The organism is Streptomyces sp. NBC_01304, from assembly GCF_035975855.1.
Lineage (GTDB): Bacteria > Actinomycetota > Actinomycetes > Streptomycetales > Streptomycetaceae > Streptomyces.
In genome coordinates this window covers 7,054,388-7,075,811 of sequence record NZ_CP109055.1, presented here as the reverse complement: position 1 = coordinate 7,075,811, position 21,424 = coordinate 7,054,388, and the positions used below count along the sequence as shown (strand labels likewise).

Here is a 21,424-nt window from a genome sequence, read left to right as displayed (position 1 = left end):
TAGTACCGAAAAGGAGCCGGACATGTCCGCCGAGACCGACCCCCGCCCGCTCGTCGGCGAGCCCCTCGCACTCGATCTGCTCAATACCCGCTGGATCCACGAGGGCGAGCGCCAGGATCTGCTGACCGGGGTCGACGGCGCCCGGATCTGGCTGGCCTCGACCGGTCTCGACGACCGGTTCGACGCGGACGCGACCACCCTGCGCCATCTGCTGCAGGCCCGCGACGCGATCGGGGCGATCGTCGACAGCCCCGGTGATGCGGCCGCCGCCGCGCGGGTCGACGAGGTGCTGGGGCACGGTCGCATCCGCGCGACCCTGACCAGCGAGGGTCCCGGTGAGCACGCCGAGTTCGACGACGTGGCGTGGGGGCCGGCGTGGCTCGCCGCGCGCAACTACCTGGAGCTCCTGAGCACCGCCCCCGACCGGATCAGGGCCTGCTCGCACGACGCCTGCATCCTGCACTTCTTCGACACGTCGAGGAACGGGACCCGGCGCTGGTGCTCCATGGCGATCTGCGGCAATCGAGCGAAAGCCTCCCGGCATTACGCCCGCACCAAGACGACCTGATTCCGGGCACCGCCTGGCCCAAAACCCCGTCGGCGCCGGATGGCGTATGGCGGAAGTACGCCATGGCCTCATCCCGCCTCGGACAACTCTCCCCAAACACCCGACACTTACGTAAAGCTATGCGGTCATCCGGTCCCGAATTGCGGACCATCTCTTTCACGTACAGGGATGCAGATGACCCTCGAATCCCGCGCACCCAGAACGGGTGCTAGACGCGCGGCCCAGATAGCCATGGCGGCGGGTCTGGTGGCGGCCCTCGCGGCGGCCGGCCCGACCCCCGCCTTCTCCGCGGACGACCCGGCGGCGACCCCGGTCAAGTCGGCCGGGGACAAGCTCGGTTCGACCGACGCGCAGCTGCTCGCCGATGCCCAGGCCGACGGCGACAAGACGGTGACCATGATGGTCGCCACCGCCCCCGGTGCCACCGAGCAGGTCGCCGACCAGCTCGACGCCGTGAAGGGCGGCACGGTCGGCAAGCGGTACGACAAGCTCGGCTACGTCCGCGCCACGCTGCCGACCGCGCAGGCCGAGGACGCCATCAAGAAGGCGTCCAAGCTGGACAGCGTGCACGGCATCGACCTCCGCCAGGAGATCGAGCTCGACGACCCGACGCCCAAGGCGGACCGGGCCAAGGGCGCCAAGGCCGCCGCTCGGGGAACCGCTGCCGCGCCCGGCAAGGACACCCCGGCGAAGAACCCGTACAACCCGTCCTTCGAGACCGGTGCCGTCGACTTCGTGAAGAAGAACCCGAAGGCCGACGGCCGCGGGATCACGATCGGCATCCTCGACTCGGGCGTGGACCTCGGCCACCCGGCGCTGCAGAAGACCACCACCGGTGAGCGCAAGATCACCGACTGGGTCACCGCCACCGACCCGGTGGTCGACGCCGACCCGACCTGGCGCCGGATGAACGCGGTCGCCCCGGTGACCGGGCCGACGTTCACCTTCGACGGCAAGACGTGGACCGCCCCCGCGGGCAGCTACCAGGTGCAGTACTTCCGCGAGTCCGCCTCCACCGGCGGCGACGCGAACGGCGACCTGAACCGGGACGGCGACACCACCGACGTGTGGGGCATCCTGTACGACGCCGCCGCGGGCACGGTCCGGGTCGACCTGAACGACGACAAGAACTTCACCAACGACGAAGCCATGAAGCCGTACAAGAGCGGCTTCCAGGTCGGCTACTTCGGCAAGGACGACCCGGCGACCGATGTCGTCGAGCGCGTGCCGTTCGTGGTCGAGGTCCGCAAGGACGTCGTCTACAACGCGGCCGGCGCGAAGTCCGACTTCGTCAACATCGGCATCATCGAGTCCGAGCACGGCACGCACGTCGCGGGCATCACCGCCGCCAACTCGCTGTTCGGCGGCAAGATGAACGGCGCGGCGCCCGGCGCCAAGCTGGTCTCCTCGCGGGCCTGCTCCTGGGGCGGCGGCTGCACCAACGTCGCGCTCACCGAGGGCATGATCGACCTGGTCACCGCCCGTGGCGTCGACATCGTGAACATGTCGATCGGCGGTCTGCCCGCGCTGAACGACGGCAACAACGCGCGCGCCGAGCTCTACAACCGGCTGATCGACACCTACGGCGTGCAGCTGGTGATCTCGGCCGGCAACTCCGGCCCCGGCACCAACACCATCGGCGACCCCGGTCTCGCGGACAAGGTGATCTCCGTCGGCGCGGCCATCTCCAAGGAGACCTGGGCCTCCAACTACGGCTCCGCCGTGGAGAAGCCGTACGCGATGATGCCGTTCTCCTCGCGCGGCCCGCGTGAGGACGGCGGCCTGACGCCGACGCTCGTAGCGCCCGGCGCGGCGATCAACACCACGCAGACCTGGATACCCGGCGGTCCGGTCCCGGAGGCGGGCTACCAACTGCCCGCCGGTTACTCGATGTTGCAGGGTACGTCGATGGCGTCGCCGCAGGCCGCGGGCGCTTCGGCCCTGCTGCTCTCCGCCGCCAAGCAGCGCGACCTGGACCTCACCCCGCAGAAGCTGCGCACCGCGCTGAACTCGACGGCCGACCACATCCGTGGCTTCCAGCCGCACGAGGAGGGCGCCGGACGCATCAACATCGTCGACGCCTGGGAGTCCATCAAGGACGGCGCCACGGCTCACGAGTACAAGGTCGAGGCCCCCGTCGACACGGCCCTGGAGCAGGCGCTCAAGAAGCCGGGCACGGGCATCTACGACCGTGAGGGCGGCCTCAAGGCCGGCCAGAAGCGGACGTACGACGTCACCATCACCCGCACCAGCGGCCCGGACCGCGCGCTCCGCCACGAGCTGCACCTGGCCAACAACGACGGCACGTTCCGCATCGCGTCCTCCGACGAGGTCTCGCTGCCGCTGAACAAGCCGGTCAAGGTGAAGGTCTCCGCCAAGCCCGGCTCGGCCGGCATCCACAGCTCCATCCTGGAGGTGGACGACCCGCGCACCGAGGGCGTCGACAAGCAGATCATGTCGACCGTCGTCGTCGCGAAGGCCCTGGCGAAGCCCGCCTACACCTTCTCGGCGTCCGGCTCGGTGCAGCGCAACAGCACCAAGTCGTACTTCGTGACGGTCCCGCAGGGCGCCAAGTCCCTGGAGGTCGCCATCGGCGGCCTGAAGACGGGCAGCCAGACCCGCTTCATCTCCATCCACCCGTACGGCGTCCCGGTCGACCCGACCTCCACGCCGAACTGCTACAACAACTACCCGAACCCGGCCAACACCTGCCGCCCGGACCTGCGTTCGTACGCGGACCCGCAGGCGGGCGTCTGGGAGATCGAGGTCGAGGCGCGCCGTACGTCGCCGCTGCTCGACAACCCGTACAACCTGGACGTGGCCGCGCTCGGCGTCTCCTTCGACCCGGCCGTCGCCACCCTTCCCGAGGCCAAGGTGGGCACGCCCGCCCCGGTCGAGTGGAAGGTCACCAACGGCTTCGCCGCGATCGACGGCAAGCTGAAGGGCGGCCCGCTCGGCTCGTCGAAGTCGGCGCGTCCGACCATCGCGAACGGTGAGTCGCAGAAGACCACGGTCGTCGTTCCCGAAGGCGCCGAGAAGCTCGACGTCGCCATCGGCAACACCGCGGACACCGCCGCCGACCTGGACCTCACCGTCCTCAACGAGGCGGGAGCCGTGGTCGGTTCGGCCGCGGACGGCGACTCGGAAGAGGCCGTCTCGCTGGCCAAGCCCGCGGCGGGCACGTACACGATCGTCGTCGACGGTTATGCGATCCCGTCCGGGTCCACCGCCTACGACTACCTCGACGTGTTCTTCGCCCCCTCGCTCGGCCAGGTCAAGGTCGACGAGAGCAAGGCCGTGAAGCTCGCCAACGGGGCCTCCGCCCAGGTGGCCGCCGAGGTCGTCGTCGCGGGTGCCGCGCCCGAGGGACGGCAGTTCTTCGGCGAGGTGTCGGTGCTGAACGCGCGGGGCACGGTGGCCGGGTCCGGCAGCGTCAAGATCGAGAAGGTCGTTCCGTAACACCCTTTGCCTGTAAGGGAGTTACGTAACTGGGGCGGGCGTCCGGTGTGTGCCGGGCGCCCGCCCTCTCGCGTCCGCGGGGTCAGTCGCCGGGGCCCGGCGGGGTGTCGCAGGTGATCTTCCCGGCTCCCGGGAGTGCCTTCAGGAGCATGGCCCTGACGCGCTCCAGGTCCTTCCCGGTGGCCCAGTTCACCGGCTGCGTACCGCCCTTGTCGATGGTGATCAGCGTGTGGTCGCCCACCTTCAGCCTCGGGTCGACGTTCCAGTCCATCGGGAACGTGACGTCGGCCGGGCCGCTCTCCGGCTTGTAGTAGCGCTGCACCTTCAGCGTGATGCGGTCCATCCGCTTTCCCTCGACCGGCGCCACCCGGACGACCGTGCCCTCGACCATGAGCCGGGAACAGGCCACCCAGCCCTCGGGGCTGAGGCTGTTCGCCGGGCCACTGCCCTGCTTGCCGGCATCCGCGCTGTCCCCTCCGCTGGGGGAGGCCACCACCTGCTTGCTGCCGCCCTTGTCGGCCGTCGCGTCGTCTCCGCTGCCCTGCATGCTCCCGAGCAGCGCCACGCCCCCGACCAGCGCCGCGACCCCGGCTGCCGCCCCGGCCCCGGCTAGCGCCACGCTGAACAGCCGCCGCCTGCGCACCGGGTTCAGCCACCGCTCCTTGGGCGGCTCCGGCTCGGGCTCGGCCTTCGGCTCGGGTACGGGCTCCCCCAGTGCGTCCCCGATGGCCTTGAGCTGATCCCGCAGCAGTGCGACATCCGCCACAGCGGCCAGATACCCGGCGTCGCCCCGGACCTCCTCCGGCACCGGCTCCCCGGTGATCGCCGCCATCAGCGGGTCCACCTGCGCCTGCTCCTCCCCGGCCACGTCACACCACCTCGTCCTCGTGCAGCCGGGCCCGCAGCGCCCGGACCGCGCCGTGCAGCCTGCTCTTCACCGTGCCCTCCGGAATGCCCAGCTCGTCCGCGATGCCGCGCACCGAGAGGTCCGCGTAGAAGCGCAGGACCACCACCTGACGCTGCAGGTCGGACAGCTCGTCCAGGCCCTGCGCCACGGTCAGCGAGAGGACCCGTGACTCCTCGGCCCCCTCGACCACCGCGGGCGCCTGCCGCAGCGCCACGAGCCGCTCCCCCACCCGCTCCTGCCGCCGCCGGGACCGGTGCCAGTCCATGGCCCAGTTGGACGCGACGACCGCCGCCCACGCCGACACGTCCCGCGGCGCCTCGCGCCCCGTGGCGGCGCGCTCGAGCAGCCGCAGCCGCACCTGCTGAACCCCGTCGAGCAGATCCGTCTGCGGTACGCCACCGAGCGCGAGGACGGCCCGCACCCGGGCCTCCTGGGCCGGCTCGAGCGGATCCTCCGAGTCCCCGGCACCTGCCCGAGCCCTCGACTCCGCTCGCGCAGGGGACACCCCTCTCCCGCTTCTGCGCAGCAACGCCCCACCCCTCCCTCAGGGCCTGCCCGGCGGGTCAGGCCGGAGTCGCGGGCTCTGGCATGCTTTGCCGGCATCGTCGGCCTCATCCGGCCTGACCCGCCGGACAGGCCCTACCTGCGTTTCCCTTATGACGCCGAAGCGCCCGGAAACGTTCGGCCCCGGCCCCAGGTCTTCGCGACGGGTCCCACGTCGTCTTCGTGACATGTCCCACGTCGTCCGCCCCTCGGACAATGGATTGGACAAGCGCACCCGGGTCAGAAGCATGATGGGCAGGCTGCCCCAGGTGCCGCCAGGCACGTTCGCCACCAGGTAAGGAGCCCTTGTGAGGGTCGGAATCGTCGGTGCCACCGGTCAGGTCGGCTCAGTCATGCGCAAGATCCTCGCCGAGCGGAAGTTCCCGGTCGACGAGCTCCGTCTCTTCGCCTCCGCGCGCTCGGCGGGCAAGACCCTGGACGGCGTGACCGTCGAGGACGCCGCCACCGCGGACTACTCGGACCTGGACATCGTGCTGTTCTCCGCGGGCGGCGCGACCTCGCGTGCGCTCGCCGAGAAGGTCGCCGCGCAGGGCCCCGTCGTGATCGACAACTCCTCGGCCTGGCGCGGCCACCCCGAGGTGCCCCTCGTCGTCTCCGAGGTCAACCCGGACGCGATCCGCAACCGCCCGCTGGGCATCATCGCCAACCCGAACTGCACCACGATGGCCGCGATGCCGGTCCTTCGTCCGCTGCACGACGAGGCCGGCCTGGAGGCCATGGTCGCCACGACCTACCAGGCCGTGTCCGGCTCCGGTCTGGCCGGTGTCGCCGAGCTACACCAGCAGGCCTGCAAGGTCGCCGAGGCCGCCGACCAGCTGACCTTCGACGGCGAGGCCGTGGACTTCCCGGAGCCCGGCGTCTACAAGCGCCCCATCGCCTTCAACGTGCTGCCGCTCGCGGGCAACATCGTGGACGACGGCTCCTTCGAGACCGACGAGGAGCAGAAGCTCCGCAACGAGTCCCGCAAGATCCTCGACATCCCCGGCCTCAAGGTCTCCGGCACCTGCGTCCGCGTCCCGGTCTTCTCCGGCCACTCGCTCCAGGTCAACGCCCGCTTCGCGCGCCCGATCAGCGTCGAGCGCGCCTACGAGCTGCTCAAGGACGCCCCCGGGGTCGAGCTCTCGGAGATCCCGACCCCGCTACAGGCCGCCGGCAAGGACGCGTCGTACGTGGGCCGCATCCGCAACGACGAGACCGTCGACAACGGCCTCGCGCTCTTCCTCTCCAACGACAACCTCCGCAAGGGCGCCGCGCTGAACGCGGTGCAGATCGCCGAGCTGGTCGCCGCCGAGCTGAAGGGCTAACGCCCTTCAGGCCTGCGCACCTCGAAGTGGAAGCAGCCGTATTCGACCGCGCGTACGTGCACGAGGGCGACCTCCGGGTCGGCGAACGCTTCCGCGAAGGCCGCGTCGAATCCCTCGGTGGCCGTCTCCGGGATCTCCAGGAGGCGGCCTCCGACGATGCGGCCTTCGGCGCTGTAGCGGCGCAGGGTGCGCAGGGCTCCCGCCCGGCTGAAGGGGTACGCCGCGCCGTCGCCCTCGGGCCCGTCGCACTCCTGCGCGTGAATGAACACGGGCCCTTGTTCGTCGTACGCGCCGGGCTTGGCCCAGGTTTCGGCGGCCCAGCGCCGCAGTGGGGCGTAGGAGACCAGGGCGATCTGCTCGCCCTCGCGGCTGAGCCGCAGGCAGCAGCGGAGCGGGGCGCCGCCCTCGTCGTCCTGGTACGCCTGGCAGGCGTGGCCCGCGTCGTCGGCTTCCCGGAGTTGGGCGAGTGTCTTGGGGTCTATGGGGCGGGGCGTGTAGGTCGTCGTGGTCATGGGATCAGCGTGGCTCAGGTGGGTGGGTAGGTTCCGGCGGATTTCAGACATCAAATTTCCCCCACCCCGCCCCTTCCCGTAAGGCTGCGACGCCTTCCGCCCTTCTGGCTGTGTCCTCAAGCGCCGGACGGGCTGATGAAATCAGCCCGTCCGGCGCTTGAGGACACAGCTCCGCAGGATTTCGGGAAGGGGCGGGGTGGGGAAAATGTCCCTACCGAACCGACCACGACCCGCGCCCGTTCAGCAACGCCACATCCGTCCCCGTGGTCCGCCGATACGCCGCTTCGATCGAGCCCAGCTCCGCAGGAGTGAGCACGTCCTCGACCCGGTCGAACCCGGCCGGCGCCCGATCCGCCACAGCCCGCAGCAAGCGATCCGCCGGCATCTCCCGGTTCGCCAGAACCAGCGCGTTCACGGCCGGCAACCGCTCCGCCTCGTACGCCCGCAGCCCCGCCTCCGGCGAGGAGGCAAGGGCCAGGCACCGGGCAAGGACGCGCGCGTCCAGGACCGCCTGGGACGCCCCGTTGGAGCCGATCGGATACATGGGATGCGCGGCGTCGCCGAGCAGGGTGACCCGGCCGAGGCCCCACGACGACAGGGGATCCCGGTCCACCATGGGGTACTCCAGGATCCGCGAGGTCGCGGAGATGAGGCCGGGCACATCCAGCCACGGCACCTTCCAGGACGCGAACAGCGGCAGCACGTCGGCGAGTTGACCGGCCCGGTCCCAGTCCGCCCCGCCCGGCGAAGCCCCCGACCGCACCTCCGCGACCCAGTTGATCAGCGCGGCCCCCTCCGACTCGGCGGCCCGCGACACGGGGTACGCCACCAGCTTGGCCGTGGCGTTGCAGCCGAGGACCGCGACCGTACGGCCCGTGAGGAACGGCTCGCCGCGGGTCATGCCCCGCCACATGCGGATGCCGCTCCAGAGCGGCGGGCCCTCGCCGGGGTGCAGCTGCGCGCGGACCGCGGAGTGCAGGCCGTCGGCCCCGACCAGGACGGACACGGTCTCGGCGGGCCGCTGCCCGGAGAACGACACCCGCACCCCGCCGTCGCCGGGCAGCTGCTCGAAGCCGAGCACCGCCGCCCCGGTCCGCACCGGACCGATCCGCGCGACCGCCGCGTCGAGCAGGATGCGCTGCAACTCCCCGCGGTGCAGCGAGTACTGGGGCCAGTGGTAGCCGAGGGCGAGTCCGCGCGGCTCGCCCCAGATGCGGTTGCCGTGCCGGTCGAAGTGGACCATCTCGGCGGTGGGCACGGCGGTCGCGGCGAGCGCGTCGCCGAGGCCGAGCTCCGTCAGCTCCCGTACGGCATGCGGCAGGAGGTTGATGCCCACGCCCACGGGACGCAACGACCGCGCCGCGTCCACCACTTGCACCGGCAGTCCGGCCGCATGCAGCGACAGCGCTGCCGTCAGCCCGCCGATCCCGGCGCCCGCCACGAGAACCCGGTCCGTCATGGCCGCCGCACCGCCCGTCCGACCTCGGCCCGCAGCCGCACGAAGGCGGGCAGCTCGCGGGTGGCTATCTGATCGCGGGGCGCGGGAAGCGGGACCGGCAGGTCCAGGCGTACGCGGCCGGGCGCGCCGGTGAGGACGACGACGCGGTCGCCCACGTACACGCTCTCGTCGATGTCGTGCGTCACGAGGAGGATGGTCATCCCGTCCGAGCCGCGCACCGTGAGGAGCAGGTCCTCCAGGTCCTCGCGGGTCTGTGCGTCGACCGAGCCGAAGGGCTCGTCCATGAGGAGGAGGGTGGGGCGGTACGCCAACGCCCTTGCGAGCGCGGCCCGTTGCTGCATGCCTCCGGAGAGCTGCCAGGGATACTTGCGGCCTGCTCCTTCGAGGCCGACCGCCGCCAGGGCCTCCTCCGCCGCGGCCCGGCGTGCGGCCCGGGCGCTGCCGCGGCGGCGCAGCGGGAGGGCCACGTTGTCGCGTACGGACAGCCAGGGGAAGAGCGAGCGGGTGTAGTCCTGGAAGACGACCGCGAGAGCGTCCGGGACCCGGTCGACGACCTTGCCGTCGATGACCACCGCGCCCTCGCTCGGCGTGATCAGCCCGGCCACGCAGCGCAGGAGCGTCGATTTGCCGCAGCCGGAGGGGCCGACGAGCGAGACCAGTTCGCCCCGGGCGATGTCGAGGTCGATCCCGTCGACGGCCCGGTGACCGTCCGCGTACGCGTGGCCGAGCCCCTTGATCTCCAGCACGTACCCCAGGATGCCCAACAGTCGGATCCCTGCCCAGAGCAAATGCGACCGGCCCTTTCGGGGGCACCGTGGAAGGATGGCGGGAAAACCGAACGACATATCCGGCTCAACGAGGAGATGACCGCGTGCCTGGCACCAATCTCACCCGCGAAGAGGCGCAGCTGCGGGCGCGCCTGCTCACCGTGGACGCGTACGAGATCGACCTCGATCTGAGCGGCGCGCAGGAGGGCGGCACCTACCGGTCCGTCACCACCGTGCGCTTCGGCAGTGCCGAGGCGGGCGCCGAGACCTTCATCGACCTGGTCGCGCCGACCGTGCACGAGGTCGTGCTGAACGGCGAGAGCCTCGATGCGAAGGCGGTCTTCGCGGACTCCCGGATCGCGCTCGCGAACCTGCAGGCGGGGCCCAATGAGCTGAAGGTCGTCGCGGACTGCGAGTACACCAACACCGGTGAGGGCCTGCACCGCTTCGTCGACCCGGTCGACGACCAGGCTTATCTGTACACCCAGTTCGAGGTGCCGGACGCCCGCCGCGTCTTCGCCTCGTTCGAGCAGCCCGACCTGAAGGCGACCTTCCAGTTCACCGTGAAGGCGCCGTCCGGCTGGACCGTCATTTCCAACTCGTCGACGCCCGAGCCGTCGGGCGATGTGTGGGTGTTCGCGCCGACGCCGCGGATCTCGACGTACATCACGGCGCTGATCGTGGGTCCGTACCACTCGGTGCACAGCAGCTACGAGGGCCCGGACGGGCAGAGCGTGCCGCTCGGCATCTACTGCCGGCCCTCGCTCGCCGAGTTCCTGGACGCCGACGCGATCTTCGACGTGACGCGGCAGGGCTTCGACTGGTTCCAGGAGAAGTTCGACTACGCGTACCCCTTCGAGAAGTACGACCAGCTCTTCGTGCCCGAGTTCAACGCGGGGGCCATGGAGAACGCGGGTGCGGTGACCATCCGCGACCAGTACGTGTTCCGGTCGAAGGTCACGGACGCCGCGTACGAGGTGCGGGCCGAGACGATCCTGCACGAGCTCGCCCACATGTGGTTCGGCGACCTCGTGACCATGGAGTGGTGGAACGACCTCTGGCTGAACGAGTCCTTCGCGACGTACACGTCCATCGCCTGCCAGGCGTACGCCGAGGGCTCGAAGTGGCCGCACTCGTGGACGACGTTCGCCAACTCCATGAAGACGTGGGCGTACCGGCAGGACCAGCTGCCGTCGACCCATCCGATCATGGCTGAAATTGGCGACCTCGATGACGTTCTCGTGAACTTCGACGGCATCACGTACGCCAAGGGCGCGAGCGTCCTCAAGCAGCTTGTCGCGTATGTGGGGATGGACGAGTTCTTCAGCGGGGTGCAGGCCTATTTCAAGGCGCACGCCTTCGGGAACACCCGCCTGTCCGACCTCCTCGGCAAGCTGGAGGAGACCAGCGGCCGCGATCTGAAGGCCTGGTCGAAGGCGTGGCTGGAGACCGCGGGCATCAACGTCCTGCGCCCGGCGATCGAGACCGACGCCAACGGCACGATCACCTCCTTCGCGGTACGCCAGGAGGCCCCGGCCCTGCCCGCGGGCGCCAAGGGCGAGCCGGTCCTTCGGCCGCACCGCATCGCGATCGGCCTGTACGACCTCGACGACAGCTCCGGCAAGCTGGTGCGCTCGGACCGGATCGAGCTCGACATCCTCGACCGTGACCTCACCGAGGTGCCCGAGCTGGTCGGCCGGCACCGTCCCGCGGTGATCCTGCTCAACGACGACGACCTGTCGTACGCCAAGGTCCGCCTGGACGCCGAGTCGCTGCGTCATGTCACCCAGCACCTGGGCGACTTCGAGGCCTCGCTGCCGCGCGCGCTGTGCTGGGCCTCGGCCTGGGACCAGACGCGGGACGGCGAGCTGGCGACGCGCGACTATCTGTCGCTGGTCCTGTCGGGCATCGGCAAGGAGTCGGACATCGGTGTGGTGCAGTCGCTGCACCGGCAGGTGAAGCTGGCGCTCGACCTGTACTCGGCCCCCGAGTGGCGCGAGCAGGGCGTGGCCCGCTGGACCGAGGCCACGCTGGCCCACCTGAAGTCCGCCGAGCCGGGCAGCGACCACCAGCTGGCGTGGGCGCGCGCCTTCGCCGCGACGGCGCGTACGGACGAGCAACTCGACTTCCTGGCCGCCCTGTTGGACGGCTCCCAGTCGGTGGAGGGGCTCGCGGTCGACACCGAGCTGCGCTGGGCGTTCCTGCAGCGTCTCGCGGCGACCGGCCGTGCGGACGAGGCGGCGATCGCCGCCGAGTACGCGCGCGACAAGACCGCGGCCGGCGAGCGGCACGCGGCCACCGCGCGTGCGGCCCGCCCGAGCGCCGAGGCCAAGGCCGAGGCATGGGCGTCGGTCGTCGAGTCGGACAAGCTCCCCAACGCGCTGCAGGAAGCGGTGATCGGCGGCTTCGTCCAGACCGACCAACGCGCGCTCCTCGCCCCGTACACGGAGAAGTACTTCGCGGCGGTCAAGGGCGTCTGGGAGTCCCGCTCGCACGAGATGGCCCAGCAGATCGCGGTCGGGCTCTACCCGGCGCTGCAGGTCTCGGCGGGCACGCTGGACGCGACGGACGCCTGGCTCGGGTCCGCGGAGCCGAACGCGGCGCTGCGGCGCCTGGTTTCGGAGTCGCGCTCCGGTGTGGAGCGGGCGCTGAAGGCGCAGGCGGCGGACGCCGCCGCAGGCTAGGGCCTGTTGAGCATCTGACGCACTGCCATGTGCCCGGTACGAAGGCGTTGTTACGCCGCCGTGCCGGGCACATGCATATCGCGCCAAGGAAACGGAGCAACGTCAACCGCATTCACTCGAACGCGTTACGCTACCCAACCGTAAGCTGATCTTCGGGTGCGTACGGGAGTTGCGGTGCAAAGGGTGAGTGCGGGGATATCCCCGGGAAGTCCCAAGTCCTCCCCTCCGTTGTGGCTGGTAGGACCAGCCGCGGCCGCCGGGTTCGTGGCACTGGGCCTCTACCTGGCCGAGCCGGCCAACCTCCTGGCCGGCATCTGGTGCGGCGCCCTGGTCGTCGGCCTGACCGCCATGCTCAGCATCTTCATCACGCTCAACCACCGGCAGATCACCGAACTCAAGGTGGCCGCGACGGCGCGGGACGAGGACCTGGCCCGGCAGGAAGCGGCGACCGTACGTCTCGCCGAGCAGCTTCTGCCGGAGCTCGTGGCCCGGCTGCGCAAGGGCGAGTTCGCCGAGGAGGTGCTCGCCGGACTCGACGTCCCGGCCGCGCACCAGGCGGTGCTGCGCTCGGTGCTCGACGCGGTCGCGGCCGAGGAGGACCTGCGCGACTCGGCGCAGCGCGCCTTCGTCAACATCGCCCGCCGCGTACAGGCGATCGTGCACCAACAGGCCCAGGAACTCCGCGAGATGGAGGACCGGCACGGCCAGGCGCCCGAGGTCTTCGGCGATCTGCTGCGCCTCGACCACGGCACCGCGCTGATCGGCCGCCTCGCCGACTCGATCGCCGTGCTCGGTGGGGCCCGCCCCGGCCGCCAGTGGTCGAAGGCCGTGCCCCTCTACTCGGTGCTGCGTGGCGCCATGTCGCGGATCATCGACTTCCAGCGGGTCGAGCTGCACTCGGTCTCCGAGATCGCCGTCGTCGGCACCGCGGTCGAGCCGCTGATCCACGCGCTCGCCGAGCTCCTCGACAACGCCACCCGCTACTCGCCGCCCAACACCCGCGTCCATCTCACCGCCGTCGACGTCCAGTCGGGCATCGCCATCGAGATCGAGGACGGCGGCGTCTCCATGAGCGAGGAGGCGCGGACCCGCGCCGAGCGCATGCTGAGGCAGGCCCAGCAGGGCATCGACGTCAACGACCTCGGCGAGACCCCGCGCCTCGGCCTCGCCGTGGTCGGCAAGCTCTCGCAGGTGTACGGGTTCCAGGTCTCGCTGCGCCCGTCCGCGTACGGCGGTGTCCGTGCGGTGCTCGTCGTGCCGCAGGAGCTCATCACCACGACGGCGGCCGCGACGGGCCTGGCCCACGGCATCGGCGCGTCCTCCGGGCCGCGTACCGCCACCAGCACACCTCCCGCGGGGACCGCTGTCGCCAGTACGCCCCTCGCCGGAACCACGACGTTGGTGGAGCGGGCGACGACCGGCCCGAGCCTGGACGCGGAGACGCCCGTAGTGACCGAGCGCACCCCGAACGGCCTGCCGCAGCGCCGCCGCAAGGCCCCCACCGCAGCAGCCGCAGCACTTCCGGGCCCGACCGAGCCCGAGTCCGAGCCCGTGGAGCAGACCCAGCCCGGTATGTGGCTGGCCGCCTTCCAGAGCGGCGTCTCGGGCGAGACCGCACCCGAGGTCGAGACCACTAGCAAGGGGAACGAGCAGTGACGCAGCAGCAGGTACACCCCGGCAAGGCAGCAGGCACAGCCAATCTGGACTGGATGCTGAAGGACCTGGCCGAGGGCGTTCCGCAGACCCGTCAGGTGGTCGTCCTGTCCGCGGACGGCCTGCGCATGGCCCAGCACGGTGGCGACACCGACTCGGCGGACCGCCTGGCCGCCGCCTGTGCGGGCCTGCAGTCCCTGGCGGGTGCCGTCGCGGCCGAACTCCCGCAGAGCGAGGGCCGGATGCGGCTCGTCGTCATCGAGATGGACGGCGGCTTCTTCTACCTGATGGCGGCGGGCGCGGGCGCGTACCTCGCCGTGCTCGCGGGCGAAGGGGTGGACGCGGGCCTGATGGGGCAGCGCATGCGCGACCTCGTGCTGCGGATCGGAGCACACCTGAGCAGCCCGCCGCGGCAGGACGCGCAGGCCGCCAGGTGACGCAGCCCCCCGGCCAGGAATGGGACGAGGGCGGGCCCGAGCGGCTCTATGTGATCACCGGTGGGCGCAGCGGTTCGTCCGCGCCCACCGCGCTGGACCTGGTCACCCTGATCGTGGCCAAGTCCGGCCCGCGGCCCGGGATGCAGCCCGAACGGGCGGCCATCATGCGGATCTGCCAGCGCCCGCTGTCCGTCGCGGAGATCTCCGCGCACCTGGGCCTGCCGGTCAGTGTCGTCACCGTCCTGCTCAGCGATCTGCTCGCCGAGCAGAAGGTGATCTCCCGGCCGCCCGTGGCTCCCGCCAAACTCCCCGACATCAGCTTGATTGAGGCAGTGATCGATGGACTTCAGAAGCTCTGAGCTGCTGCCCGGCGGGCCGAGCAGCGAGGACGAACTTCCGCAGACGGCGGCCGCCGCGGTCAAGGTGGTCATCGTCGGCGGCTTCGGGGTGGGCAAGACGACCCTGGTCGGCTCGGTCAGCGAGATCAGGCCGCTGACCACCGAGGAGACGATGACCCAGGCCGGGGTCGGCGTCGACGACACGGCGGGCGTCGCCACCAAGTCGACCACCACCGTGGCCATGGACTTCGGCCGCATCAGCATCAACGAGGAACTGGTCCTCTACCTGTTCGGCACCCCCGGCCAGGAGCGCTTCTGGTTCCTGTGGCGCGGCCTGTTCGAGGGCGCGCTCGGCGCGGTGGTCCTGGTGGACACCCGCCGCCTGGAGGTCAGCTTCGACGTCATCGGCCGCCTGGAGGAGCGCGGCGTGCCCTTCGTGGTCGCGGTCAACTCCTTCCCGGACGCGCCCGGTCACGCCCTCGACGAACTGCGCGGCGCACTCGACCTGCCGGCCGAGGTGCCGATCGTGGAGTGCGATGCGCGGAGTCGGGAGTCGAGTCGGGATGTGCTGATGGCTTTGATGCGGTACTTGCAGTCCATCGCCCTGACTAGTTCGTCCCCGGAGGCATCGTGAGCACGTCCGAGTCACCCATCGAGTCCGGGCTCGCCCCCGCTCCAGGCGCCGGGGCCACGCCTCCGCCCGGCTGCCCCGCGCACGGGCTCGGGCCCGAGGGCATCCGTCGCCTCCACGGCCCCGAGGCGGAATCCGACCCCCGAGGCCTGTACGAGAAGCTCCGCGCGGAACACGGCGCGGTCGCGCCCGTCCTCGTCCAGGGCGATCTGCCGGCCTGGCTCGTACTGGGCCACCGCGAGAACCTTGAGGTGGCCCGTACACCGTCCCGCTTCTCCCGTGACTCCCGGCGCTGGCGCGCCATGCGCGAGGGGCAGGTGCGGGCCGACCATCCGCTGACGCCCATCGCCGCCTGGCAACCGGTGTGCAACTTCGCGGACGGCGCCGAGCACGAGCGCCTGCGGGGCGCGGTCACGGAGTCCCTGGAACGGTTCGACCGGCGCGGCGTCCGCCGCTATGTCACCCGCTTCGCGAATCAGTTGATCGACCGCTTCGCCCAGAGCGGCCGCGCCGACCTGGTCCAGGACTTCGCCGAACAGCTGCCGATGCTGGTGATGACCCAGCTGATCGGCATGCCCGACTCGTACGGTCCGCGCATCGTGGAGGCCGCCCGCGACATGCTCAAGGGCACCGAGACGGCCGTCCAGTCCAACGAGTACATCACCGGAGCCCTGCGCCAACTCCTTGAGCGCAAGAGGGAGCAGCCCGGCCGGGACTTCACCTCGTGGCTCCTGGAACACGACACGGCCCTGACGGACCAGGAGATCCTGGAGCACGTACGCCTCGTCCTCATCGCCGCCTTCGAGACGACGGCAAACCTGATCGCGAACACCCTGCGCATGGTCCTCACCGACCGCCGTTTCAGGGCCAATCTGTCCGGTGGCCATATGACGTTGCCGGACGCGCTCGAACAGGTCCTGTGGGACGAGCCGCCGCTCACCACGATCCTGGGGCGGTGGGCCACGGGGGACATGGTGCTCGGGTCCGCCTCCATCAAGGAGGGGGACATGGTGCTGCTCGGGCTCGCGGCGGGCAATGTCGATCCGGAGATCCGGCCCGATCTGACCCGGGCGGTGCATGGCAACCGGTCGCATCTCGCCTTCAGCGGCGGGCCGCACGAGTGCCCCGGGCAGGACATCGGGCGGGCGATCGCGGACACCGGGATCGATGCGCTGCTCGCACGCCTACCCGATCTGGAACTGGCCGTCCCCGAGGCTGAGTTGCTGCGGTCCGCCTCATTGATGTCGCATCAGCTGGTCTCACTGCCGGTGACCTTCACACCGCGCGGTGCGGAGGTCACGGACTCCACCCCGGCGCCCCCGAAATCGGCGCCTCTGCCGGAAGTCGCTTCGCCGCGAGCAGAGCCTGTGATCGAGGCCGCAACCGCCCGGCGGTCCTGGTGGTCACGGCTGTTCGGGAGCTGAGGTTCTCGTTCTCAAACGCCGGACGGGCTGATTCATCGAGGCGGGCCTCGATGAATCAGCCCGTCCGGCGTTTGAGGACACAGCTCCGCAGGATTTCGGGAAGGGGCGGGGTGGGGGTCAGTTCTTCAGCTGCTCCCACCACCACGCGACAGCCGGTATGTCGGGCGCATCCGTACGGACATCCGTCGGCGTGGCCCGCCATCTGATGTCGTACGAAGCCCCTTCCGCAGGAAGCGAGTTCCGGTTCCGCGGACTGGCGTACCGCGGCGCCAGGTTCTGCCACTCGATGCACCCGCTCACATAGTGGGCCAGCGAGTCCAAGTAGCGTCGCAACGGCTCGTCCGCCCCACGGGCAAGCCGTTCCCTGAGCCGGATGAACAGCGTCATGGCCCGGTCCCGGAGGGCCACCGCGGGTCCAAGTGCCTCCCGCGGGGAACACCCCTGATCGGCGGCCACCACATTGAGCAGGTTCTGCTCCCAAGGCGACTGGTGATCCTCCTTGTTGTACGAGAACAGATCGTTGTCGCACGACACGATGAACCCCGCCGCGTCCGTCAACGCCTGTACGGGGGCGGAGTACAGGACCTCCGGGGGCCCTGAAATCTCGTTCGCCACATCGCACCACGTGAGCGTGAACCGTGTTCCGTTCACCGACATCCGCATGGCGCAGAACTCGTTCAGCGACGGCATCACGCCCCGCTCGGAGTTGGCCGTCTGCCACCCGGCACCGAACAGCCAGTCCCGCGTCCCCTCGGAGAATCTCCGCAGCTGGAAGGGGGTCAGCATGGCGCGCGTCCGCGAGACCAGATCGTCCAGCGCGGCCGTGAGCGGCGAAGGCGGCAGGAGCCCGGAACCAGGTGCTTCGATGGCACGGACCAGGCGGGCGCTGTGGTCGGCGATGGCAGCGGTGCTGGTGGCGGTGGAGCCGGAGTCCTGCCAGTCGTCGACGGCATTGGCCCAGTAGTTCCACTCCACAAACAGGAGCATCGCCTCCACGTCACCGTACGGAATGATCCGCGAGGTGAAGTCGGCGGAGTGGGTGGCGAGTCCCCAGGCGCGCTCCACCGGGTCCGCGTAAAGGCCGAAGTGGTCGATCCACTCAACGGCCCGGGCCTCCAGTTCCGCCGCCTTGGGGTGGATCAGCGATTCATTGAACGGGCAGTAGAAGGGCGGCAGTTCCCAGCCGATGCGCGAGGACGCGCTGCCTTCTGCATACACGGGTGGCACCGGCTCAGCGCTCCCCTTCTGCGCCGACGAGACGGAAGAGCAGCAGCCTGGTCTCCATCGCGTGGTCGCGCCAGATGCGGAACAGCTTGCCGTGGGTGATCGCCGACTCGGTGAGCCGTTCGCGGGTCCAGGCCTCCCGGGGCTGCTCGCCGGTGCGCTCCGTGCGCTCCAGCTCGGCCGTGTTCCAGGCCATCGACTGCACCCAGAACTCGGCGACCCGGTCGGTGACGTCCTCGTCCTGTTCCAGCTCGAAGCCCGCGGCCTCGGCGGCGGTGATGTATTCGGTCAGGGTCCCGAGGCGGGTCTTGTAGTAGTCGTCGATGAACTCGGTCCACTCGGGGCGGCAGATGAAGTGCTCCTGGATGCCGAACCAGCCGCCGGGCTTCAGCGACTTGGCCACCACCTCGAAGAGCCGCTCGCGGTCCATGTAGCCCGAGCTCTCATTCGCGTACGCGGCGTCGAAACGCTCGGTGGCGACGTACTCGTGCACGTCGGCGAACAGCGGAGTGACCCGCTCCCCGACCCCGGCCCGGGCCGCCAGGTCACGGATGACAGGAAGATGCTCGCCCGCGACGGTGAGACCGGTGACCCGGGCGCCGTGCTCCTGTGCCCAGTAGAGGGAGCCGCCGCCCACACCGCAGCCGATGTCGAGGACGGAGCCGGGCGGGCTCGCGTACACGCCCCAGGTGCGGGCCGCGTGGTCGACTATCGCCTCCTGGGAGCCCACTATGCGGCGCTGCAGCGCTCGTTGGGAGACCGTCGTGTTGGGTGTGGCGCCCGACTCGAAGAGGCCCATATGGAAGTGGATCCTTGGTCCTGGACCGTATTTGTAGAGGATGTCGGCCGTCTTGCGCGAGTAATACAGGGGCACTTGGGTCTCATCGAAGGCGACGAGGCTGCGGTCCATCGATTCTCCGGTCCTACGGTCGTGGGGGTGGCGGGGCGGATCAACTGTGCCCGAAATTGATCGTTCCCGTCACCCCGCCTCGGACCACACCCCGTGAAATCGGCGTAACGCCGGCACGGTTGCGCGCTGGACAGCGAGGCCGGAAGTCAGAGAAAAGCCAGCTTGGCTCCAAGTGCGGCGAAGGCCCCCGCGAAGATCTGGCGCATCCAAGTGAGCACCTTGGGGCGCGAGATGACCTGCCCGCGCATCGCGGCGGCGAACCGGCCGTACGCGGCGAAGACGACGAACGTCAGCAGCATGAACACCAGGCTCAGCACGACCATGTGCGCCAGGGCGTAGCTCGCCCCGGGATCCACGAACTGGGGCAGGAACGCGAAGAAGAACAGCGTGAGCTTGGGGTTCAGGAGGTTGATGAGCACGCCGGAGACGATGACCTTCCCGGCCGAGGGCGGTGTGCTCTCCTGCTCCACCGTGAGCGAGCCCTTGTCCCGGAACGTGGTTACCGCCATGTACAAGAGGTAGGCCACGCCCGCGTACTTGAGGATCTGGAAGGCCATGGCGCTGGTGTGCAGCAGCGCGGCGAGCCCGGTGATCGCGGCGAGCATGTGCGGCACGACGCCCAGCGTGCACCCGACGGCGGCGACGACACTGGCCCGGGTGCCGCGGGCCAGGCCGGCCGCGATCGTGTAGAGGGCGCCGGTGCCGGGGGTGACGACCATGATGAGCGAGGTCAGGAGGAATTCCGGGGTGAGTGCGAACATGCTCTGACTCTGGCGGGAGAATGGACTGGTGGACAGGTCCAATGGGGGGCGGTTCGAGGGGTCCATAACTGGCTTAGGGGAACGGGAGTTGGGGGCGGCATGGCGAGGGCTGGGATCGGCGGGGCCGGGGCGGAGGCCAGGAGCGGCGTGGTCGGCTCGGCGGCTGGAAGCCGTACGCAGGCCGGGACAGCCGGGAACGCGCCGCCGGGCGCCGCCGACTTCCTCCAGCTGCGTACCACCGACGCCCCCGCGGGCGGTCTGGCCGACTGGCTGGCGCGGGAGTTGCGGGCGGCGATCGCGGACGGGCGGCTGCCGGTGGGCACGCGGTTGCCCGCGAGCCGGGTGCTCGCCGGGGAGTTGCGGGTCTCGCGAGGCGTGGTCACCGAGGCGTATCGCCGGCTCGGCGAGGACGGGCAGGTGGCGGGACACGGCCGGGGCGGCACCGTCGTCCTGGCGGCCCCGGTCGCCGCGTGGGACGACGCAACGCACACCCGACCCGCAGCTCCCGCACCGGGCGGCAGGAGGCACATCCAGCCCACCACCCCCGCCCGCCACACCGCTGGGCACACCCAGCGCACAACCCCCGCCCGGGACAACACAAGGCATGCCCGACCCACAACCCCCGCCCGGCACAGCGCCGAGCGCGCTCAACCCGCGTCCCGCGCGCCCGCGTTCGCCCCCACCCCCGGACTCGACGTCTTCGATGCCATCCGTGCCGCCCCCGCCCGGATGGACCTCACCCCGGGCCTCCCCGACCTCGCCGCCTTCCCCCGTGCGTCCTGGCTGCGGGCCGAGCGGGCCGTGCTCGCCGGGCTTGCCCCCGCCGACTTCGGGTACGGCGACCCGCGCGGCACCCCCGCCCTGCGGCAGGCGATCGTGCACTGGCTGGCCCGGAACCGGGGCATCCGGGCGGAGCCGGACGAGCTGATCGTGACCTCCGGGACCGCACAGACCCTCTCTCTGGTCGCCCAAGTCCTGCGCGCCGAAGGCATATCGGCCCTCGCGGTGGAGGAGCCGAGCTCGCTGGGCGCCCGTCAGCATCTGCACAACTGGCAGCTGGACACCCCGCCCGTACCGGTCGACGCGGACGGCCTGCGCGTCGACGTCCTGCGTGCCACCGGGGCGTCCGCCGTGCTCCTCACCCCCGCCCACCAGTTCCCGATGGGCGTCGTCCTCGCGGGCGAGCGCCGCCGTGAACTGCTCGCCTGGGCCGCCGAGTCGAACGGCCTGATCATCGAGGACGACTACGACGCCGAGCACCGCTACGACCGCCCCCCGGTCGCGGCCCTGCGCTCGCTCCTGCCCGACCAGGTCCTGTACGCGGGCAGTGTGTCCAAGATCCTCGCCCCGGCCCTGCGGATCGGCTGGATGCTGCCCCCGCCCCGCCACCGCGACGCCCTCGTCGAGGCCAAGCGTTTCGCCGACCTCGGCAACGCGGCCCTCCCCCAGCTGGTCCTCGCCCACTTCCTCGCGTCCGGCGCGATGGAACGCCACCTGCGCCTGAGCAGGGCCCGCCATCGCCGCCGCCGGGACACGATGATCGCGGCGCTCGGCCGGTACCTGCCGGACGCGACGGTCCACGGTGCGGCGGCGGGCCTGCACCTGACGGTCACGTACGACAGCGGCAGGACGGACACGGAGGTGGCGGCCGGGGCCCTGGAGCGGGGAGTCAAGGCGCACCCCTTGTCCTGGCACGCCCAACTCCCCGGCACCCAGGGCCTGGTCCTCGGCTACGCGGCGGCGCACCCCTCGGCGATCACCGAGGGCGTGGCCGTCCTCGGCGACCTCCTGCGCGGAGCCTGACGCACCACCCGGGCCGCGC

18 protein-coding genes are annotated in these 21,424 nt (G+C 70.8%); 10 read left to right on the top strand and 8 right to left on the bottom strand.

Going from position 1 to position 21,424, the window contains the following annotated elements:
• The first annotated feature begins 22 nt into the window (after positions 1-22).
• Together OG430_RS31365 and OG430_RS31360 are read left to right on the top strand one after the other, a co-directional pair.
• On the top strand, positions 23-568 hold the full coding sequence (locus OG430_RS31365; protein ID WP_327356000.1) for a CGNR zinc finger domain-containing protein: 546 nt from the start codon (positions 23-25) through the stop codon (positions 566-568).
• Between the two features lie 174 nt (positions 569-742).
• Positions 743-4,027 (top strand): S8 family serine peptidase, encoded by a 3,285-nt coding sequence (locus OG430_RS31360; protein ID WP_327355999.1) that lies wholly within the window; start codon positions 743-745, stop codon positions 4,025-4,027.
• Positions 4,028-4,109: 82 nt separating this feature from the next.
• On the opposite strand, the gene OG430_RS31355 is transcribed toward OG430_RS31360, so the two are convergent.
• A complete protein-coding gene (locus tag OG430_RS31355) occupies positions 4,110-4,895 on the bottom strand; it encodes a hypothetical protein (RefSeq protein ID WP_327355998.1) in 786 nt (261 codons plus the stop codon).
• 1 nt (position 4,896) lies between these two features.
• The gene (locus OG430_RS31350) at positions 4,897-5,463 is read right to left on the bottom strand and encodes a sigma-70 family RNA polymerase sigma factor (protein WP_442816585.1); all 567 of its coding nucleotides are present in this window, start codon (positions 5,461-5,463) and stop codon (positions 4,897-4,899) included.
• Between the two features lie 322 nt (positions 5,464-5,785).
• On the opposite strand from OG430_RS31350, the gene OG430_RS31345 reads away from it, so the two are divergent.
• Positions 5,786-6,802, top strand: coding sequence for an aspartate-semialdehyde dehydrogenase (locus OG430_RS31345; protein WP_327355996.1), 1,017 nt, complete (start codon positions 5,786-5,788; stop codon positions 6,800-6,802).
• Here the strand turns inward: OG430_RS31345 and OG430_RS31340 are convergent.
• The 3 genes from OG430_RS31340 to OG430_RS31330 form a co-directional block, all read right to left on the bottom strand.
• Entirely contained in the window at positions 6,799-7,314 is a 516-nt protein-coding gene (locus OG430_RS31340) for a DUF1203 domain-containing protein (protein WP_327355995.1), read from the bottom strand. The two genes, OG430_RS31345 and OG430_RS31340, sit on opposite strands and share 4 nt — an antisense overlap.
• A gap of 211 nt (positions 7,315-7,525) precedes the next feature.
• Positions 7,526-8,773, bottom strand: coding sequence for a flavin-dependent oxidoreductase (locus OG430_RS31335; protein WP_327355994.1), 1,248 nt, complete (start codon positions 8,771-8,773; stop codon positions 7,526-7,528).
• The gene (locus OG430_RS31330; RefSeq protein WP_327355993.1) at positions 8,770-9,519 is read right to left on the bottom strand and encodes an ABC transporter ATP-binding protein; all 750 of its coding nucleotides are present in this window, start codon (positions 9,517-9,519) and stop codon (positions 8,770-8,772) included. Before OG430_RS31330 ends, OG430_RS31335 begins: the two co-directional genes overlap by 4 nt.
• Positions 9,520-9,644: 125 nt before the next feature.
• On the opposite strand from OG430_RS31330, the gene pepN reads away from it, so the two are divergent.
• The 6 genes from pepN (at position 9,645) to OG430_RS31300 (ending at position 16,707) form a co-directional block, all read left to right on the top strand.
• Positions 9,645-12,224, top strand: a complete 2,580-nt coding sequence (pepN, locus tag OG430_RS31325; protein WP_327355992.1) for an aminopeptidase N — start codon at positions 9,645-9,647, stop codon at positions 12,222-12,224.
• Positions 12,225-12,572: 348 nt separating this feature from the next.
• The gene (locus OG430_RS31320) at positions 12,573-13,880 is read left to right on the top strand and encodes a sensor histidine kinase (protein WP_327359299.1); all 1,308 of its coding nucleotides are present in this window, start codon (positions 12,573-12,575) and stop codon (positions 13,878-13,880) included.
• A 53-nt stretch (positions 13,881-13,933) separates the two neighbouring features.
• On the top strand, positions 13,934-14,314 hold the full coding sequence (locus tag OG430_RS31315) for a roadblock/LC7 domain-containing protein (RefSeq protein WP_327359298.1): 381 nt from the start codon (positions 13,934-13,936) through the stop codon (positions 14,312-14,314).
• Complete coding sequence (locus OG430_RS31310; protein WP_327355991.1) at positions 14,311-14,673, top strand: DUF742 domain-containing protein; 363 nt, start codon at positions 14,311-14,313, stop codon at positions 14,671-14,673. The genes OG430_RS31315 and OG430_RS31310 overlap by 4 nt, the downstream gene beginning before the upstream one ends.
• A complete protein-coding gene (locus OG430_RS31305) occupies positions 14,654-15,286 on the top strand; it encodes a GTP-binding protein (RefSeq protein ID WP_327355990.1) in 633 nt (210 codons plus the stop codon). Before OG430_RS31310 ends, OG430_RS31305 begins: the two co-directional genes overlap by 20 nt.
• Positions 15,283-16,707, top strand: a complete 1,425-nt coding sequence (locus OG430_RS31300) for a cytochrome P450 (RefSeq protein ID WP_442816584.1) — start codon at positions 15,283-15,285, stop codon at positions 16,705-16,707. The genes OG430_RS31305 and OG430_RS31300 overlap by 4 nt, the downstream gene beginning before the upstream one ends.
• 117 nt (positions 16,708-16,824) lie before the next feature.
• On the opposite strand, the gene OG430_RS31295 is transcribed toward OG430_RS31300, so the two are convergent.
• From OG430_RS31295 to OG430_RS31285, 3 genes are all read right to left on the bottom strand, one after another.
• Positions 16,825-17,934 carry a terpene synthase family protein gene (locus tag OG430_RS31295; RefSeq protein WP_327355989.1) on the bottom strand — a complete coding sequence of 370 codons (1,110 nt, stop codon included), beginning with the start codon at positions 17,932-17,934 and terminating at the stop codon, positions 16,825-16,827.
• A gap of 4 nt (positions 17,935-17,938) precedes the next feature.
• Positions 17,939-18,841, bottom strand: a complete 903-nt coding sequence (locus tag OG430_RS31290; protein ID WP_327355988.1) for a methyltransferase domain-containing protein — start codon at positions 18,839-18,841, stop codon at positions 17,939-17,941.
• A 146-nt stretch (positions 18,842-18,987) separates the two neighbouring features.
• On the bottom strand, positions 18,988-19,602 hold the full coding sequence (locus tag OG430_RS31285; RefSeq protein ID WP_327355987.1) for a LysE family translocator: 615 nt from the start codon (positions 19,600-19,602) through the stop codon (positions 18,988-18,990).
• Positions 19,603-19,701: 99 nt separating this feature from the next.
• On the opposite strand from OG430_RS31285, the gene OG430_RS31280 reads away from it, so the two are divergent.
• Positions 19,702-21,405 (top strand): aminotransferase-like domain-containing protein, encoded by a 1,704-nt coding sequence (locus OG430_RS31280; protein ID WP_327355986.1) that lies wholly within the window; start codon positions 19,702-19,704, stop codon positions 21,403-21,405.
• Positions 21,406-21,424 lie beyond the last annotated feature (19 nt).